Source organism: Thalassotalea hakodatensis, assembly GCF_030295995.1.
GTDB classification, from domain to species: domain Bacteria; phylum Pseudomonadota; class Gammaproteobacteria; order Enterobacterales; family Alteromonadaceae; genus Thalassotalea_C; species Thalassotalea_C hakodatensis.
The window spans coordinates 3,720,239-3,734,302 of record NZ_AP027365.1 but is presented as its reverse complement, the minus strand read 5'-3'; the positions used below and the strand labels follow the sequence as shown (position 1 = coordinate 3,734,302).

Here is a 14,064-nt window from a genome sequence, read left to right as displayed (position 1 = left end):
GCTTAGAAAGCAACAAGAATTCTAACTTTAAATAAATAATACAAATTTTGGAGATGTTGGATGAGCAATGCGCCTGTGAATAACAGCCGTCGACGCTTTTTAACTGCGGCTACTTCGGTAGTTGGTGGTGTTGGCGCTGTCGGTGTTGCTGTGCCTTTCATTGGCTCCTGGAACCCAAGTGAGCGTGCGAAAGCCGCAGGGGCGCCAGTTGAGGTGAATGTAGGTAAAATTGAACCCGGTCAATTAATTCGTGCTGAATGGCGCGGTAAGCCAGTTTATATCGTGCGTCGTACTGATGAAGCGGTTAAATCGTTAGCAAATCATGAAGATCAGCTTCGTGATCCTAAATCTGCTGAACCACAACAGCCTGATTATGCTGCAAACGAACATCGCTCAATTAAGCCTGAAATTATGGTGGCGTTAGGTGTATGTACTCACTTAGGCTGCGCTCCAACGTATCGAAAAGGTGACTTTGAAGAGATGGTAGAAGGCGTTAAAAATGGTTTCTATTGTCCTTGTCACGGTTCTAAATTTGACATGGCAGGTCGTGTATTCTCTGGCGTTCCTGCACCGTTAAACTTAGTGGTTCCTGAGCATTCATTCCCAACAGATGACACCTTACTTATCGGTGTAAGCCAAGGAGAAGCGTAATGGAAAACTTTATGGCTTGGATTGAAAAGCGTCTTCCGTTTATGGATGCCATGAACAAGCATGCTATTCAATATCCTGCACCGAAAAACTTCAATTTTTGGTATGTATTCGGGATTTTAGCGACGGTTGTTTTAGTGAACCAAATACTGACAGGTATTTGGTTGACAATGAACTACGAACCTTCTGGCGCTGGTGCTTTTGCTTCTATCGAATATATTATGCGTGATGTCGATTACGGTTGGTTATTGCGCTATATGCATTCAACAGGTGCTTCGGCATTTTTTATCGTTGTTTATTTACATATGTTCCGTGGTTTAATGTACGGTTCTTATCAAAAACCACGCGAATTGCTGTGGATTTTCGGTATGCTTATCTTCTTGGTGTTAATGGCAGAAGCCTTTATGGGCTACTTATTACCATGGGGTAATATGTCGTACTGGGGTGCACAGGTAATTATTTCTTTATTTGGTGCTATACCTCTTGTGGGTGAAGAGCTGACTATTTGGATCAAGGGTGATTATGTTATCTCTGGTGCGACACTAAACCGATTCTTCGCGCTACATGTTATTGCATTACCACTGGTATTATGTGTACTAGTGTTCTTACACATAATAGCGTTACACGAAGTAGGCTCTAATAACCCTGACGGTACTGACATTAAAAAGCCTAAAGGAAGTGTTCCAGAAGAAGAGCAAAGCAAGTTTACTTTCCATAAACAGTACACTAAAAAGTATGACATCGTTGATGCGATTCCTTTCCACCCTTATTACACGGTTAAAGACTTGGTTGCGGTAATCATTTTCTTGATTGGTTTTTCATGGGTTATGTTTTTTGCACCAGAGGGTGGTGGGTACTTTATTGAAGCACCAAACTTTGAGCCTGCTAACGGCTTAAAAACGCCTGAGCATATCGTGCCAGTATGGTATTTCGGACCATTCTTTACCATTCTAAGAGTGGTACCAGATAAGTTGTTTGGTATGATCACCATGTTTGCCGCTATTGGTATGTTATTCGCCTTACCTTGGTTTGACCGTGGTACGGTTAAATCAATTCGTTATCGTAGTAAAGCGCACTTACTTAACTTAACGCAATTTGCGATTAGTTTTATCGTGTTAGGTATTTTAGGTACAATGCCTGCAACTGATTTGGCGAATTTAATCGGCCGAATTGCAAGTTTAGGCTACTTTGGCTTCTTTATTTTACTGTGGTTTTACAGTAAAAATGAAAAGACCAAACCAGTACCAGAGAGGGTGACAGGATAATGAAAAAGTTAATTGTAACACTATTAGCATGCGTCCCTTTCTTTGCACTTGCTGCTGGGGGCTCTATGCCACTTGATAAAGCAAATAATGATTTAGCAGATAAAGAATCATTAAAGCGTGGCTTCGAATCTTATTTACAATATTGTTTAGGTTGCCATCAGCTAAAATATCAACGCTATAACCGAACGTTCCGTGATCTGGGAATAAGTGAAGCTGAGGGTAAAGAAAAATATATGCCTACAGGTGAAAAACCAGGTGATCACATTACCAATACTATGCCAGCTAAAGACGCTGGTGCATGGTTTGGTACTGCGCCGCCAGATTTAACCCTGGAAGCTCGCTTTAGAAGCCCAGATTATATTTATACTTATTTACGTTCATTTTACGTAGATGCGGAACGTCCGTTCGGTGTAAATAATAAAATCTTTAAAGATGTCGGTATGCCACATGTATTACAAAATTTACAAGGTGTACAAACACTTGATGAAAACGGCGAGTTAACACCTGCTGTGGGTGGCACTATGTCACCAGAAGAATACGATGAGTTCGTTCGCGATCTAACTAATTTCTTAGAATATGTTGGTGAGCCGAACAAGCTTGAACGTAAACAATTAGGTTATTACGTGATCGGGTTCTTATTTATCCTGTTAGTATTTTCTTACTTATTGAAGAAAGAATACTGGAGAGATGTTCATTAATTTGAAGGTCACTATCAGGTAATTTTATTGGGGGCACTAGCCCCCATTGTTAGTTATTATTGAATATTTTTGGAGGCGAAATGGCCGTTGCTGCAAACAAACGCTCTGTCATGAACTTATATTCACATGCGGATGATATGTATAGTCATCAAACACGTATTGTGTTGGCAGAAAAAGGCGTTGGTGTAGATATCCACTTAGTTGATATGGCGAATTTGCCTGAGGATTTATTAGACTTAAATCCTTATGGAACTGTGCCTACATTAATTGATCGTGAACTAGCGCTTTACGAAGCGTCAATTATTATCGAATACTTAGACGAGCGTTTTCCTCATCCACCATTGATGCCTGTTTATCCAGTATCACGTGGCCGTAGTCGCTTAATGATGCACAGAATTGAACAAGATTGGTATAGCTTAGCGCGTATCATCATGAATGGTAGTGCAGGTGAAGCAGAGAAAGCACGTAAAGAATTAGCAGAAAGCTTATTAAGCATCGCACCCATTTTAAATGAAGCTCCTTATTTTATGAGTGAAGAGTTTAGTTTGGTTGATTGTTACTTAGCTCCGCTATTATGGCGCTTACCTGTTTTCGGTATCGAATTAGAAGGTGCAGGTTCGAAAGAGCTAAAAACATACATGTTACGTGTATTTGAACGTGAATCGTTCCAAGCTTCTTTAACAGAAGTTGAAAGAGAACTTCGCTTTGGTACTGCAGTTTAATGTCTGTTGATATGACATCATCAAAGCCCTACATCGTTAGGGCTTTTTATGATTGGATTTGTGACAATGACCTAACACCATACATTGCCGTAGATGTAAATGTATACGGTGTGTTAGTGCCTATGGCTTTTGTAAACGATGGGCAAATTATTTTAAATGTTGCCCCTGGTGCTGTTGGTTCAATTTCTTTGGAAGGTGAAAGTATTGAGTTCACTGCAAGATTTTCTGGTAAATTAGAGCACCTAACAGTGCCATATGGTGCTATTTCAGCTATCTATGCCAAAGAAAATGGTGCAGGTACTTCATTAGCGATAGAGCATCCTGTTGAAGAAGATGAATTGTCACTCTCTCCCGTTAGCGCGGTTGACAACAGCAGTGATGATGAACCCGATCCAACGCCCCCGAGTAAACCTCGTGGTAGAGCGAGTTTAAAAGTTGTTAAATAAAAAAAACACTCTAAAGAGTGTTTTTTTTATGTCGAAGTAATGCAGTTATAACAAGTTTGCCTTTGGTTGAGGTCTGTTAGCTCTCAATAATCTCAAACATTTTGAAAACACGATTAACACCACCCACACGACGGGCAATCTCAACAGCGCTATTGGCTAGACGATTAGTAACAAGACCCATGAGAAAAACTTCACCATTTTCGGTAACCACTTTTACATTGTTGGCGTCAAAATCATCTTGCTTGAATAATGCGGTTTTTACCTTAGACGTTAACCAAACATCATTGCTGCGCGTTGAAAGAGAAGTTGTATTGCCAATGCGTATTTGATCATGAATATATTCGACACCTTTCACTTGATTAACCGTTTTAATTGCAAGGTTTTTTAAATACGTATTCATCGCTTGCCCTACTATCAACACTTTACCGTTTACACTGATAACTTGTAAGTTAGTGTTGTCTGAAATTCCTGCTACTTTAGCGAGCTTAGCGTGTGCAGCAATTTCAATTTTTTGATCATCAATTTGATTACCAATAGAGCGATTGTCAGTAACAACGCTAGCGCCGCCGACAACCCCTACCACAGCCGCGGCAACGCAACCTTGTAGGATTGAAATGGTGGCAAGTAGCAATAATCCATTTTTTGCTTTCATAGTGTTATTCTTCACTTTGAGGAAATAATGTTGAATCGATAATATCGCATAAACAATGAATAACCACTAGGTGTACTTCTTGGATCCTCGCTGTACGTGATGAGGGAACGCGAATTTCAACATCGTTTTCACCCAATAAACCCGCGATATCTCCGCCGTCTTTACCTGTTAACGCGATAATTGGCATATCACGTGCTACCGCAGCTTCAATGGCTTTAATGACATTACGCGAGTTACCGCTAGTTGAAATGGCAAGCAAGACATCACCGGCATTTCCAAGTGCGCGTAATTGTTTTGAAAACACCTCATCGTAGTGGTAGTCATTCGCAATTGATGTAATGGTCGAACTGTCAGTTGTTAGGGCTATAGCCGGTAGACTAGGGCGTTCAGTTTCATACCTGTTAAGTAATTCAGCAGAGAAATGTTGAGCATCTCCAGCAGAGCCACCATTACCACAAGATAATATTTTATGGCCACCTAATAGAGACTGCACCATAATTAACGATGCTTGTTCAATAGGCCCTGCAAGCGCTTCACTTGCCGCAATTTTTGTTTGAATACTTTCTGTAAAGTTACTTTTTATGCGCTCTAACATGGTTATATTGGCTCCGTTTAAATCGAGTCAAAAGGCATTTTTCAGCCAAATAAATTCGGGAATGTTACCGCCTTCGATGGCGATGATATCAAATCGACATGCGGTATTATAAGCATTTAGTCCTTGTTGTTGCAGAAAAAATGCGGCTGTTCTACGAATTTTTTCTTGCTTGCTGATGCTAACCGCGGAAATAGCGCCGCCAAACGCTTTGTTTTTACGGTATTTAACTTCAACAAAAACTATGCAGTCACCTTCTTTCATAATTAGGTCAATTTCACCTTGGCGACTGTGAAAGTTGGCTGTGACCAATGTAAGTTGCTGTTTCTCTAAGTACGCGAGTGCTTTGGACTCCCAGTGCTGCCCTGAAGTATTATGTGAATTGTCAGACGACTTTTTATTCCAAAACAATTTCTTCTACCTTGTCCCTTTGGTAGCTACCCCACAATAAGCTGCGGGTCAAAATACCCTGCTCATTTAATTTTAATACACCTGTTTGTCCATAATGGCGAATGTAGGGTTGTTGTTTGAACATGGAAAACTTATGGATCAACGAATAGCTATCGTACCCCATGGCAAAAATTCGTTCTAGACTATCAGATCTGTCTGGCCAGATACGCGAGCTTAGCTGCTTCAGTGATGCATTTTGTTGTTTGCTGGTAAGCTGCCAAGGCATTTCTGTAAACGACAAACCTGATAGATCACGACTATCACTTTTGTCGCTGTTATGGCTATGGCTTCTTGAGCTTGCAAAAACAGGAATTGCACGGGCGAAAGGTGATATATTTACGTCAATATAAGGTTTAAGTAATCGTGTTTCATTGGGAGATGCGACAATGTAAATCATGTCGATATCTAGGCGATTACGTTCTTGCGTTTTAAGTTGTTGTCGGATCCTTCTGTCAATATCAGCTATTCGTTTTTTACTTAGATCGAGCTCTAAGGTACTTTCTAGTTTTTCTTGCACTTTACTGGCATCAGCAAAAGCGATTACTTCAGGCGTTCTGCCGGTAATTCGCTGCCATTGCTCACTAAAGGTCTTGGCAATACGTTGGCTAATACTATCTTGTTGAGCGAACACAATGGGCGAGGTAAATTGCCGACGACTAAGAGTCGTTGCTGCTTGAATCGCTTCATCTTCAGGGTTCATTGAAAGCACAATATGTGTTTCTTTTAACGAGTGTGTTTGCGGTAGGTTCAATAGTAATGTGGGTAAATTAAGCTGCGGCTGATTGATATATGCATCTACATTAGATTTAAGCAATGGGCCTATTACATGATCTACTTCTAGCGATGTTAAGTAGTCTGCTAGTGTGCTGTAGTCTGTCGCTACAGAATCAATGAAATGTAAGCTCGTATCAGTATTATTTTGATAAGCCGCTAAAATGCCTTGCTGAGCAACTTCACCTGCTTTTTTCTGCTTGCCAGATAAAGGCAGTAATACGGCGATGTTATGCTCTTTATCGGTACTTTTTACTGTGGTGGCTGACAGTTTCTCAACTAATATCTGTGCAGGGTGATCGCGAAAATTTCGCTGCCATTGTGTTAAATATCGGTTAAAAGTATCAGATTGATAGCCAAAACGATGGGCAAAATTTAACAATTGTTGCCAACCGGCGAAGTAAGGAGGAGCTAGCGTTGAAAGTTGCTGAATCTCCCATTGTGACAGTTTATTTAGCGAGAGCCAAACGTCATTCGCTTGCTGTTGGTACTCCATCTCAGAAGATAACGCTAACGCACGTAGTCTTGCATCAACTGAGGCTAGGGGAAGCTGTCTTTGTTGTTGAACAATCGCTAATGTTTGATAAAACGCTTTTGGTTGCTGCTGTTCACCACGTAATTTTTTTGCCTGATTCAAATGGTTTAACGCCACATCGTACGCATCAAGACTAACTAAACTTTGCGCACTGATCAGCTCTAATTGGTATTTTAAACGATTGTTATCTGTTAATGCCTGGGTTTGCTGTGCTAACCATAGCGCTTTTTTGTGTTGCTTTTCATTATTAAATTGTTGTGCCGCAAATAAAAAATATTGCGTGGCTGTTTCACCGGCACTATTTTTTGCTAGCGCAAGATAGTCTTTAGCTGACTCAGTTAATATTTCATTGCTTGATATCTGAGTATTGTCGCTGCTTTTAACGGGCTTCTTGTCTGGCTTGGTGGCACAACTTGTGAGCACTAAAAGCGTAATAACAGAGAAGATAACGCGTAAACGTTTAACACTAACGTAATGATATGCCACAAACAAACCCTATAAATGATGGATCTTTTCAATCGATATTGCTTTATAATAAACGTCATTGACTCTTTGCTCAACAGAACTATTAAATGACTTTAGCTGAAGATAACACGGGCACCTTATATATTGTTGCAACCCCTATTGGTAATTTAGGCGATATTAGCCAGCGGGCAATCGACACTTTGCGTGCAGTAGACGTTATTGCTTGTGAGGATACCCGACATACTAAAAAACTCTTATCTGCTTTTTCAATTAGCGGTAAAACAATCTCATTGCATGATCACAATGAGCGGCAAAAGCAGGAATACATCGGTTCATTGCTCGCATCAGGGAGCAATGTGGCACTTGTATCTGATGCTGGTACACCTTTGATTAGCGATCCAGGCTTTCACCTTGTACGTTACTGTCGGCAACAGGGCTTGAATGTATCACCTGTGCCGGGTGCTTGTGCTGCAATATCGGCGTTATCTGTTGCCGGTTTACCCACAAATCGCTTTGCTTTTGAAGGCTTTTTACCTGCTAAAACAGGGGCGAGACAAGCGATACTACAAGGGGTTGTTAACGAAACCCGAACAATGGTGTTTTACGATGCGCCTAGACGCGCCATTGATACCGTTCAAGATATTGTTACGGTGCTAGGTGAAAGTCGATATTTAGTGATCGCCCGTGAGCTAACAAAAACATTTGAAACCATTTACTCGAATACCGCTGGTGAAATGTTACATTGGTTATCGCAAGATGCGAATCAGTTAAAAGGTGAAATGGTATTGATTATTGAAGGTGCACCTGAAAAAATTTCAGAAATAACACCTGAGGTTGAACGTGCTCTAAAACGATTACTAAAGGAGTTGCCGCCTAAAAAAGCCTGTGCCGTGACTGCGGATTTATATGAAGTAAATAAAAAAGCACTCTATGATCTAACGCTAAGCTATAAATAGATATTACACTTTTTTGGTAATAAGGTGTGGTATTGATTTTAACAAGAGTGAGTTGTTAAAAATGTACATGTACCGTATTGTAAATAGAATCAGCAACGTATTAAAAATACTTTAATGTGGATAATTGTTAAGATTTTTAAAAGACAACAGGCGCTTAAGGCGTAAAATGCTTAACGGATAAACGCACACTACATAAAAATGATTAAATCACTGATCAATTTCTTCTCGAAAATGTCTACCGTAGAGTTAATTATGACGCTACGCGGCTTGTCGATAATACTGCAAGTATTCTTATTATTATTTGTGAATTTGGTTCTAAATTATCAACTTCCTTGGTTACCTATGTTTATTATTATCGCACTTGAACTTGCGTTTAATGTTGCGAGCTTTTCGATAACCCGAAATGGGGCGAGTTCTAAAAAAAATCATGTGTTAATACAGTTGCTCGCTGATGTGTTTTTTCTCGGTTGCTTACTTTACTTCAGTGGCGGTGCGACCAATGCGTTTGTTTCTTTATTACTGGTTCCTATTGCGATTGCAGCGATTACGTTGTCATTCTGGCGTGGATTAATTATTGCTAGCTGTGCGATTGTTATTTACTCCGTATTGCTTTGGACCATGCCAATGCATGTAATGCATGGCAATATGGCTGGACACTTTATTGGCATGTGGATCAATTTTCTTTTTTCAGCATTAGTGTTGTCGCTCATCGTGGGCTATTTAGCGCGTGCGATTACGCGTCGAGAAACAACGATTGCAAAGTTTCGAGAGCAACAACTGAAAAAAGAACGCATTATTGCGTTAGGTGTTGCTTCTGCACAAGTGACTCATAATTTAGCAACGCCATTAGCAACCTTACAGCTACTATCTGAAGAGCTTGCTGAACAACCACAAGTTCCTAATGATTTACTTAATGATATTGAACAGCAAGTTAACCGTTGTGCAGAGAGCCTGCGAGCATTTAGAGTGACTACTGAACAAATTAAAACCAATGAAAAACAATCTATTCGTTGTGCTAGTATTCATCAACAAATTAAATATCATTGCCAATTAACTTACCCTGAGGTGAGCTTCAAATTTATCGATAAAACGCTTGATGCTCGCATTGTTATTGATGGTTCATTCATTCCTGCTGTGGTTAATGTGATTGATAATGCCGTACATGCCAGCCAAGAAAGTCAAAATAAAACGATAGAAATTGAAGCGTATTTACAAGATCAACAATGGTGTTTATCGATTAAAGATTTCGGAAAAGGCTTTGTTATAGAGCAATTGCATGAGTTGGGCGACTTCCCACAACTAAGCGAACACGGTTTTGGTGTGTCGATTATGCTTAGCAATGCGAGCCTTGAAAGATTGCAAGGAAAGCTCTGGCTTGATAATCATCAAACTGGCGGTGCTGTTGTAATTATAACCATGCCAACAAAAGTTGATTGAAGATGAAAGTATTATTAATTGAAGATGATTGCGCTTACGCATCTGTATTAGCAAGAAGGCTAAGTAAGCACCAACTACATGTTGAACACTGTGAAACTAATACGGATGCATTGCTGATGGTGAGAAAATTTTTACCTGATGTGATTTTGTTAGATATGTATTTAGCCGGAGATAGCGGCTTACCTTTAATATCACCGATAAAGCATTTATTACCCAATAGTCGCATTATATTACTCACCGGCTATGCGAGTATAGCTACGGCAGTAGAGGCCATAAAGTTAGGGGCTGATGATTATCTCGCAAAACCAATAGATACTAATACGTTATTAAAAACGCTGAAAGTTTCCAACAACATAACCGCCGATGAACAAATTCTAATACCTGATAAACTCAGTGCAGAACAAGCCGAGTGGGAGTATATTCAGCAAGTTTTAAAGGCGAATGAAGGCAATATTTCTGCAGCAGCTCGGCACTTATCAATGCATCGACGTACACTGCAAAGAAAGCTAAAAAAACGCCCTAGTTTTCATCAGAAAAGCTAGGGCTAGGGTACAGGCAAGTGCCTATATGCGGAACTTAAAATTGAAATGTTGCAGCAAGCCAGATATTACGAGCGGTACTAGGTATACGAGACATTGATGGAATATCACTACCGTTTACACGATTATAAGCAGCTAAATGATCTTGATATTCACGATCGAATAGATTTGAAATTCCGAAATCAAGTGTCAGGCTGTTTGACCATTGATAGCCACCAATTAAGTCTATATAGCTATAGCCTGACGATTTTTGCTCATTATTAATGTTAGCTACTTTATGTTGAGCTGAAACGGCATGAAAGCGGGAAGTAATGTGCCAATTGTTAGCACGATACTGTAATGCAATATGGCCGTTTAATGGCGCTACACGATATAAATTATCATCAATATCTTTTCTTTTTCCTCGTACATAGCTCACGGTTGACGACAATTGCCATTGTTCATTAAATTGATACATAATCTGGCCATCGAGACCAGAAAGAGCTGCATCAACATTAGCAAATTGTAAAACGGTATCGCTGTTCATCATCATTTGAGCGAGCATATTTACAGGCATGTTCATGTTCGGTATGCCTTGAATATAATCATCTATACGGGTGTAAAACGTATCTGCAATAATAACGAATTTATCTTGTTGGTAAGTGAGTCCTAAATTTACCTGCTTTGCTGTTTCGCTTTTAAGGTTTATGTTGCCCAAATAGGTATTACCATCTGCAAGCCCAGCTGTTGCTTCCATTGGTACCCATAGATAGCGCTCTTGGTAACTTGGTGCTCGCTGTTTTTGTGCGAGTGATAATTGTACTTGTGTGTGATTAAATATTGGGAACAACCAATCGAATGTCACATCCGTATTGGTGTCATGTTGAATACGATCTGCTTGGTTAAACGTCATCACCAACTCTTTTACTGTTGGGTTCATCATCGCCATGTGGTGGCTTACGTCACCAGCATCAGCAGATAGACGTTTAATACGTGCACCAAATTTAACGGTATGGTTGGAAAATTGATGCTGATATTCACTAAAAGCGCTAATTCTTTGATCTTCAATATCGTTAAAATTTTTGATAGAGAACATCATGTTATTTGGATTAGTAATAGTAGCGTTATGATCTGATTTATAACCATCAACACCTAGTGTTAGCGCTTCATTTTTCCAATCAATTGAAAAGGAAATGGAGTTAGATTCTGCGTGATTACTACGATACATATTCGGCATCATGTTCATACGTTGCTGAAAGTTATCCATCTTATGATCAGCATCCATAAAGCCAAACTGCCAATTTAACTCTCCGTCCCTCAGTGAGTGTTTACCAAATAATTGTCCACGATGACTATAAATAAAAGCAATATCCATCGGCAAAGAGGGGGTACCAGCATCGTGTGTATCATTGTAGTGATAATTGATACCAATAATATTGTCCGCAAATTTAATCGCCGTTGAAAAGCCAGATTGAGTTTTAGTAAAGCCAGTGGGGGAAATAACCCTATCGTCTGCAGATGATAAGTTATCTGCTTTTTTGTTATCAATGTAGGCCATAAATGCTGCGTTTTCTGAGCCAATATTTGTTAACGCCGCTTTGCTTGTTATATCGGCATTATCTTGATATCCCAAGCGAAATTCTGTCGAGAGTTCTAATTTGCCAGTTGAAGAGAAATCTGCTTGCTTTAATGTGGTATTAATCGCGCCGCCTAAAGTTTCAATGCCGGAAGTTACCGAAGCAATACCGCGTTGTAATTCGATGCTTTTTGTTATAATGCTTGGGCTATAGCTAAGTGGAGTATCCATCGCATTAGGCCCTGCACCTATAACTGTCTGGCCGCCAACTTTCGTTGAAATACGATCACCATAAAGCCCTCGGTATTGTGCAATGCCTGTTAATGCGCCATTTTTGTTCACATTGGCACCAGCAACTAAACGTAAACTTTCTGAAATATCACTATGCTGAACTTCTATGTTTGCTACAGCGATTCGTTCGGTGCTTCTTTCTCCTAGCACGACAATTTCTTCAATGTTTTCCGCCATTACTGACAGTGGGGTGAACATTGCGACAGGAAAGGTGATAATAATTGACTTGGTGAGTTGGTTAATACTTAACTTCATTAGCTTGAATTCTTCACTGTATTTTCGTTAACTGCTGGTGGGTATAATTCGAGAAAGCTTGTTGAAAAACAAGTGTAAAAGTGGAAAGTGCGACAATATGTCACAGGCACCTTTTATTGGTATGAACACGGTAAATAAAAATAATAAGGTGCAAGTGAAAGTAAGCTTTGTTGTTAGTTGATGATTGGGGTAGAATGCCGCCCGAGTTAGCGAGACAATCGCTGCTTGTTCGTTGTATTTATCATTTCGATGTTAAATAGACAGGGCAAGGGGAGGAAAGTCCGGGCTCCAAAGAGCAGGGTGCCAGATAACGTCTGGGCGGCGCAAGCCGACGACAAGTGCAGCAGAGAGAAGACCGCCGATGGCTAGCAATAGCACAGGTAAGGCTGAAAGGGTGCGGTAAGAGCGCACCGGGCCACTGGTAACAGTTGGCAGCAGGGTAAACTCCACCCGGAGCAAGACCAAATAGGGTTTCATACGGCGTGGCTCGCGTTGAAACCGGGTAGGTTGCTTGAGCCTTAGAGCGATTTAAGGCCTAGACGAATGATTGTCACTTTTCTACGGAAAAGACACAGAACCCGGCTTATGTGCTAACTCATCAAATTTAGTAACCGCTTGTTTTTTATAATAGAAGCAGGCGGTTTTCTAAATTTTATCAAATATTTGATCGTTAAACCCAACAGTTCTGTATTGTATCGCTCTATTTCTCGAATTCAACATAGAAAACAATATCTAGAATATAAGCAAGCACTTTTTTAAAAACTCACTGTAGCTCATTTAAAAATTTATTACTATTAGTGTCTTCGGCGGAGTATCCGTGTTGATAATAAAAGTGCTTACTTATTCTGGCATTAAAGCAATTTGTTCTCTTGATAAAAAAACTTTGCCCAATAAACGTGTTTCTTAGGCTTCGCACACGAATAGTTAATACTATTGAATAAATAAAGTATGTCACTTTTGTATATGTAAGATTGACCTAAATGAACGTTTTGATGATAAAAATTGGATGCCAACGAGCATAAACCATGTTGCAATAGCTGCAACATAATATAAGGCATAGGCTTGTAGTAAAGGGTGAAGAATTAGAATACCAACGATTCCTATACATATACCAAAAATGGGAAGATACACGTTTTTTTTCGTTGCTTGAAACAGCAGATAATTTACTAAAATTAGCCACACATCTAAGCTCCATTCTGTGTAAGTTCGTAAATTAATAAGTACTGAATAAATTTGTGCGGTTAACTCGTTACGTTTCGCGGCTTCTCCATAATGTTGCGAGAGAAAAAAGACATTTGAAAGGATCTCTATACTGCAAATAATGAATAAGTAACTTGCTGACAAATATGCAACAAGAGTCGTCAAGATAGTTAATATACTCGGTAGACTACTAAGCGGTTGTAATAATGCATGGTTTACGAATAATACGCAAAGGCCAACAACACCGTAAACGGTGAAGTACCAAAGGTAGAGTAAGCTGCCATATTCATCAATAACCTTAAGCCGTCCTGCAGGGAGTTGATTTAGATCTGGCGCAATATATATGAGAGTAAATAATCCGATGATATAACAAACTGAGCAAATGATTGCGGCAACAGCACCCCTTTTACGAAGTGTTGGGTTAATGTTTGATGCTAAATACATGATATTTGTATCTAACCTTAATGCTTTCATGTATTGAAGGTTTCACCATGTTCAATGATCTATTAATTATTGTGTCAATGATTAAACTCGCTAATGAACGTGGACTGTTCTAAAAGTCTAAGTATATATAAGCCTTTGTTTAT

14 protein-coding genes and 1 other RNA gene are annotated in these 14,064 nt (G+C 39.7%); 9 read left to right on the top strand and 6 right to left on the bottom strand.

Going from position 1 to position 14,064, the window contains the following annotated elements; genetic code table 11:
* Nucleotides 1-60: 60 nt before the first annotated feature.
* From petA to QUE72_RS16505, 5 genes are all read left to right on the top strand, one after another.
* Nucleotides 61-651, top strand: coding sequence for a ubiquinol-cytochrome c reductase iron-sulfur subunit (gene petA, locus QUE72_RS16525; protein ID WP_074496443.1), 591 nt, complete (start codon nucleotides 61-63; stop codon nucleotides 649-651).
* Entirely contained in the window at nucleotides 651-1,913 is a 1,263-nt protein-coding gene (locus tag QUE72_RS16520; protein WP_074496444.1) for a cytochrome b, read from the top strand. The genes petA and QUE72_RS16520 overlap by 1 nt, the downstream gene beginning before the upstream one ends.
* Complete coding sequence (locus tag QUE72_RS16515; RefSeq protein ID WP_074496445.1) at nucleotides 1,913-2,611, top strand: cytochrome c1; 699 nt, start codon at nucleotides 1,913-1,915, stop codon at nucleotides 2,609-2,611. Before QUE72_RS16520 ends, QUE72_RS16515 begins: the two co-directional genes overlap by 1 nt.
* Before the next feature lie 80 nt (nucleotides 2,612-2,691).
* Nucleotides 2,692-3,333 carry a stringent starvation protein SspA gene (gene sspA, locus QUE72_RS16510; protein ID WP_074496446.1) on the top strand — a complete coding sequence of 214 codons (642 nt, stop codon included), beginning with the start codon at nucleotides 2,692-2,694 and terminating at the stop codon, nucleotides 3,331-3,333.
* A gap of 11 nt (nucleotides 3,334-3,344) precedes the next feature.
* The gene (locus tag QUE72_RS16505) at nucleotides 3,345-3,779 is read left to right on the top strand and encodes a ClpXP protease specificity-enhancing factor (protein WP_286270215.1); all 435 of its coding nucleotides are present in this window, start codon (nucleotides 3,345-3,347) and stop codon (nucleotides 3,777-3,779) included.
* A 76-nt stretch (nucleotides 3,780-3,855) separates the two neighbouring features.
* Here the strand turns inward: QUE72_RS16505 and QUE72_RS16500 are convergent, their stop codons facing one another.
* Genes QUE72_RS16500 through QUE72_RS16485 form a run of 4 tightly spaced genes read right to left on the bottom strand, consistent with a single transcriptional unit; the run spans nucleotide 3,856 to nucleotide 7,265 of the window.
* Entirely contained in the window at nucleotides 3,856-4,431 is a 576-nt protein-coding gene (locus QUE72_RS16500) for a BON domain-containing protein (RefSeq protein WP_074496448.1), read from the bottom strand.
* Between the two features lie 4 nt (nucleotides 4,432-4,435).
* The gene (locus tag QUE72_RS16495; protein WP_074496449.1) at nucleotides 4,436-5,026 is read right to left on the bottom strand and encodes a phosphoheptose isomerase; all 591 of its coding nucleotides are present in this window, start codon (nucleotides 5,024-5,026) and stop codon (nucleotides 4,436-4,438) included.
* A gap of 27 nt (nucleotides 5,027-5,053) precedes the next feature.
* A complete protein-coding gene (locus QUE72_RS16490) occupies nucleotides 5,054-5,434 on the bottom strand; it encodes a YraN family protein (protein WP_286270213.1) in 381 nt (126 codons plus the stop codon).
* A complete protein-coding gene (locus QUE72_RS16485; protein WP_286270211.1) occupies nucleotides 5,421-7,265 on the bottom strand; it encodes a penicillin-binding protein activator in 1,845 nt (614 codons plus the stop codon). Before QUE72_RS16485 ends, QUE72_RS16490 begins: the two co-directional genes overlap by 14 nt.
* Nucleotides 7,266-7,351: 86 nt before the next feature.
* Here QUE72_RS16485 and rsmI point away from each other — a divergent pair, with 86 nt between their 5' ends.
* The 3 genes from rsmI (at nucleotide 7,352) to QUE72_RS16470 (ending at nucleotide 10,179) form a co-directional block, all read left to right on the top strand.
* Nucleotides 7,352-8,200 (top strand): 16S rRNA (cytidine(1402)-2'-O)-methyltransferase, encoded by an 849-nt coding sequence (rsmI, locus tag QUE72_RS16480; RefSeq protein WP_074496452.1) that lies wholly within the window; start codon nucleotides 7,352-7,354, stop codon nucleotides 8,198-8,200.
* 252 nt (nucleotides 8,201-8,452) lie between these two features.
* On the top strand, nucleotides 8,453-9,637 hold the full coding sequence (locus QUE72_RS16475) for a sensor histidine kinase (RefSeq protein WP_286270207.1): 1,185 nt from the start codon (nucleotides 8,453-8,455) through the stop codon (nucleotides 9,635-9,637).
* 2 nt (nucleotides 9,638-9,639) lie between these two features.
* A complete protein-coding gene (locus QUE72_RS16470; RefSeq protein WP_286270205.1) occupies nucleotides 9,640-10,179 on the top strand; it encodes a response regulator transcription factor in 540 nt (179 codons plus the stop codon).
* Between the two features lie 34 nt (nucleotides 10,180-10,213).
* Here QUE72_RS16470 and QUE72_RS16465 read toward each other — a convergent pair whose 3' ends face one another.
* Nucleotides 10,214-12,277: a TonB-dependent receptor plug domain-containing protein gene (locus tag QUE72_RS16465; RefSeq protein ID WP_286270203.1), complete on the bottom strand. Its 2,064-nt coding sequence runs from the start codon at nucleotides 12,275-12,277 to the stop codon at nucleotides 10,214-10,216.
* Nucleotides 12,278-12,479: 202 nt separating this feature from the next.
* Between QUE72_RS16465 and rnpB the strand changes: the two genes are divergently transcribed.
* Nucleotides 12,480-12,879: RNase P RNA component class A (gene rnpB, locus QUE72_RS16460), an RNA gene on the top strand.
* 349 nt (nucleotides 12,880-13,228) lie between these two features.
* Here the strand turns inward: rnpB and QUE72_RS16455 are convergent.
* A complete protein-coding gene (locus QUE72_RS16455) occupies nucleotides 13,229-13,951 on the bottom strand; it encodes a hypothetical protein (RefSeq protein WP_286270202.1) in 723 nt (240 codons plus the stop codon).
* Nucleotides 13,952-14,064 lie beyond the last annotated feature (113 nt).

Excerpts from the sequence above, each read along its gene's own strand:
- petA (WP_074496443.1), top strand. The coding sequence starts at position 61 with ATGAGCAATGCGCCTGTGAATAACAGCCGTCGACGCTTTTTAACTGCG.
- QUE72_RS16520 (WP_074496444.1), top strand. The coding sequence starts at position 651 with ATGGAAAACTTTATGGCTTGGATTGAAAAGCGTCTTCCGTTTATGGAT.
- QUE72_RS16515 (WP_074496445.1), top strand. The coding sequence starts at position 1,913 with ATGAAAAAGTTAATTGTAACACTATTAGCATGCGTCCCTTTCTTTGCA.
- sspA (WP_074496446.1), top strand. The coding sequence starts at position 2,692 with ATGGCCGTTGCTGCAAACAAACGCTCTGTCATGAACTTATATTCACAT.
- QUE72_RS16505 (WP_286270215.1), top strand. The coding sequence starts at position 3,345 with ATGACATCATCAAAGCCCTACATCGTTAGGGCTTTTTATGATTGGATT.
- QUE72_RS16500 (WP_074496448.1), bottom strand. The coding sequence starts at position 4,431 with ATGAAAGCAAAAAATGGATTATTGCTACTTGCCACCATTTCAATCCTA.
- QUE72_RS16495 (WP_074496449.1), bottom strand. The coding sequence starts at position 5,026 with ATGTTAGAGCGCATAAAAAGTAACTTTACAGAAAGTATTCAAACAAAA.
- rsmI (WP_074496452.1), top strand. The coding sequence starts at position 7,352 with ATGACTTTAGCTGAAGATAACACGGGCACCTTATATATTGTTGCAACC.
- QUE72_RS16475 (WP_286270207.1), top strand. The coding sequence starts at position 8,453 with ATGACGCTACGCGGCTTGTCGATAATACTGCAAGTATTCTTATTATTA.
- QUE72_RS16470 (WP_286270205.1), top strand. The coding sequence starts at position 9,640 with ATGAAAGTATTATTAATTGAAGATGATTGCGCTTACGCATCTGTATTA.
- QUE72_RS16465 (WP_286270203.1), bottom strand. The coding sequence starts at position 12,277 with ATGAAGTTAAGTATTAACCAACTCACCAAGTCAATTATTATCACCTTT.
- QUE72_RS16455 (WP_286270202.1), bottom strand. The coding sequence starts at position 13,951 with ATGAAAGCATTAAGGTTAGATACAAATATCATGTATTTAGCATCAAAC.